Annotated in this window: 3 protein-coding genes; 2 read left to right on the top strand and 1 reads right to left on the bottom strand. The window is 67.0% G+C overall.

Annotated features, from left to right (window positions below; genetic code table 11):
• Positions 1-427 precede the first annotated feature (427 nt).
• Complete coding sequence (locus E2651_RS42370; protein WP_135336592.1) at positions 428-1069, top strand: NAD(P)-binding domain-containing protein; 642 nt, start codon at positions 428-430, stop codon at positions 1067-1069.
• A gap of 26 nt (positions 1070-1095) precedes the next feature.
• On the opposite strand, the gene E2651_RS42365 is transcribed toward E2651_RS42370, so the two are convergent.
• Positions 1096-1800 carry a DUF4232 domain-containing protein gene (locus E2651_RS42365; protein WP_135336591.1) on the bottom strand — a complete coding sequence of 235 codons (705 nt, stop codon included), beginning with the start codon at positions 1798-1800 and terminating at the stop codon, positions 1096-1098.
• Positions 1801-2249: 449 nt separating this feature from the next.
• On the opposite strand from E2651_RS42365, the gene E2651_RS42360 reads away from it, so the two are divergent.
• Positions 2250-2711, top strand: coding sequence for a hypothetical protein (locus E2651_RS42360; RefSeq protein ID WP_135336590.1), 462 nt, complete (start codon positions 2250-2252; stop codon positions 2709-2711).
• The last annotated feature ends 192 nt before the right edge of the window (positions 2712-2903 follow it).

Genomic DNA, 2903 nt, shown 5'->3' with positions numbered 1-2903 from the left:
GATGACGGGCGGGGTCACGGGCGGCGGCGGCCCGAATTGACCGCTCTGGTTGCCTTGACCGCTCTGGTTGCTCTGGTTGCCTTGGCCGCTCTGGCTGCCCTGAGGGGCTTCCCCCTGATTGGCGCCCTGTACCGAGTCGTGCGGGTCCCCAGGTTGCATTTGCGGCTCCCCCCAGCCGGTGCATGCAGCGCGTTGATTTGCGCCCAATTCCCCTACGATCGGGGAAAGTTGGACATCCGTCAACTGCGTCGACCCAGTGCCTTCGCCCGGGTGTGGGGCCAGCCGGTCAGGAGGACTCCGGCGGGCGAAGACCTTCAGGCCGGTCTGGTACTCATGGCTCGGGCTTCTGGAGTACGTCAACGGGCCGAGTCAGCATGGGACTTGGGCTGGATACCCATGCCCATCAGGCCCAATTAGCGTCCTGGTCATGCGAATTGGACTGCTTGGAACCGGAAATGTGGCCCGCGCGGTGGCAACTGGCTGGAGTGCGGCGGGGCATGACGTCGTACTGGGATCGCGGAACCCGAAGGAGCGGGGTGAGGTCGAGGAGCTGAAGGGGTTCACCGTCGTCGGGCTCGGTGAGGCCGCCGTGCACGGTGAGGTGCTGGTGAATGCCACGCCCGGCACGGCTTCCATGGACGTACTGAAAGAGATCGGCGCGGCCGCTCTCGCCGGGAAGGTGCTTGTCGACATCGGGGTCGGCTTCACCTTCACCGACAGCATGGAGCTCTCCCACCCCAACTACAGCCTCAGTGAGGAGATTCAGAAGGCGTATCCCGAGACGCCGGTGGTGAAGACGCTCGCCACCGTGGACCGGTTCGTGATGGTGGATCCGGCGAGTCTGGTGGGGCCGAGCACGATCTTCCTCTCAGGGGAGGACGACGCCGCCAAGCGGACCACGAAGGGCCTGCTCGGCGACCTCGGCTGGCCCGATGCCTCCCAGCTGGACCTGGGAGGCATCGGGACCGCGCGCGGTCAGGAGCACTTCGCGCTGCTGTTCTCGGGCATCGCGGAGGCGATCGGCTCGTACGAGTTCGGCATCAGGGTGGTGCCGCAGCGGGCCTCCTGAGCCTCAGCCGTCGTAGCTGGAGCGGGTCAGCCGGCGGGGGAGTCGCTGACCTTCCCCACCGGGCTGATCTCCAGCTTCACGGCGTCCTCGCCGTCCGAGACCGGGAGCGAGCCCGCGGGCCAGTCGAGCGTGACGTGCTTCGTCTCGTTCGGGGGCGTGACGACGACGTTGGTGATGCGGACGCCGGAGCCGCCGGTGTTGTTGGCCGGGAAGGTGATGTTGAAGGCGGCGGACTCGCCGTCCTTCAGGATGTCCGGCACCGGCTTCTCGCCGTTGCGGCTGACCGAGAGGGTGTCGCCCGTGGACGTCGTCAGGTCGGCACCCGCGTAGCCGTTGATCGAGCAGTCGCGGCCGCCGCCGTTCTTGAAGACGACGGTGACGACGCCTTCCGTCTCGTCGGTGGAGTTGTCCGTGGCGTTGACTTCGAGCTCGTCGGTGCGGCAGATGTCGATCTCGCCGTCGCTGTTGTTGCCGGTGCCGGCGGCGGTTCCTTGGGCGTCCTCGCCGGAGCTGCCGGTGTTTCCGGTGCCGGTGCCTGTGCCGGTGCCTGATCCGCCGCTGCCCTTGTCGTCGTCGCTTCCCTCGCTGCCGCCGCTTCCCTTGTCCGCCGATGCGGTGGGCGACGTGGTCGAGTTGTCCGCCGACGCGTTGTCGTCACCGTTGCAGGCGGTGAGCGAGAGGGCGGCGACGAGGCCGATGGCGGCGGCGATTGCCTTGCGGGTGTGCTTCATGGGATCCCCCCGGAGTAGCTGTGCCGGTCTGTCGTGATCACAGCCAACGGGGCGGGTCCGGGCGGGGGCAAGGGCTGCCGGGTCATCCGGGATGCTGGAATGCTTCCAGGGGGTCTGACCTGTGCAAATGTCCCTTGCCTGGAACGCCGGGCTGGGACGCTCGGGGCCTGGTTTGATCATGGACATGCGGTTGCTCTAGGGTCCCGGCGTCATGACTCGGCGGGGGAACGGATCACACCATCATGCGTACGCGCTTCAGGCTGGCGGCGGTTGTCGGGGCGGCGGCTCTTGTCCTGACGGTTACCGGGTGTGAGGGAGATGACGACTCCACCTCCACCTCTACCGCCACCTCGGCCTCTGCCTCTGCCTCCGACTCTGGTGAGGGATCCGCCCGTAATGGTGGGGCCAGTGGTGGGCCCGGGGTCCGGCAGAAGATGATGCTGGACAACATGCCGGAGGCTAAGACCGTCATGGCGGCGGGTGAGTACCTTCAGCGCTTCACCACGTGTGAGCGGTACAGCATCGACCCGTCCGATGAGCGGTACTACCCCATGGACGAGAAGTTCGATCTGTCGTGGGGCGTGCAGTTTCGGGGGACCTGTGATGACGGCGGGGGCACCTGGATGCGGGTCTTCAAGACCAGTGACATGACGCAGTTCCAGACGGCGTACAAGGCGGACCTCGCCGAGGAGATGAAGGACGACGAGCTCGCGGACGTGGAGGGTGGGTTCGCCATCGGCAAGGACTTCGTGGTGATCGCACCGGACGGGGAGACCCTCCGCGATCTGTCGGCCTCGGGGCTCCTGGAGCTGAACTGCAACCCGAACTTCCAGGTGCGGGGTGATGTGTCTACGGCGCCGGCGCTGGTTGACGGGTGTGTGCTGACGGACGAGTTCGTGGAGCCGGAGTAAGGGGGCGGGGGCTTTGCTGGGCCTGGGCTTTGATTGGTGCCGGGGCCGCCCGGTTGGCCTGAGAGTGGCGGTTCCGGGGTGGGAGTAAAGGGCGCTCCCTTCGGTCGCGTCGGCTTCGCCGATTCCGCTTCGCTTCACCCTTGACTCCCACCCCTCCACCGCGTGAAGCGTGATGACCGGGCGGCCACGAAA

Origin of the sequence: Streptomyces sp. MZ04 (assembly GCF_004684775.1) — a bacterium.
In the GTDB taxonomy this organism is placed as follows: Bacteria; Actinomycetota; Actinomycetes; order Streptomycetales; family Streptomycetaceae; genus Streptomyces.
This window is presented reverse-complemented; position numbering and strand designations above follow the sequence as displayed.

Coding starts and splice junctions, on each gene's coding strand:
- E2651_RS42365 (WP_135336591.1), bottom strand. CDS start 1,800: ATGAAGCACACCCGCAAGGCAATCGCCGCCGCCATCGGCCTCGTCGCC.
- E2651_RS42370 (WP_135336592.1), top strand. CDS start 428: ATGCGAATTGGACTGCTTGGAACCGGAAATGTGGCCCGCGCGGTGGCA.
- E2651_RS42360 (WP_135336590.1), top strand. CDS start 2,250: ATGCCGGAGGCTAAGACCGTCATGGCGGCGGGTGAGTACCTTCAGCGC.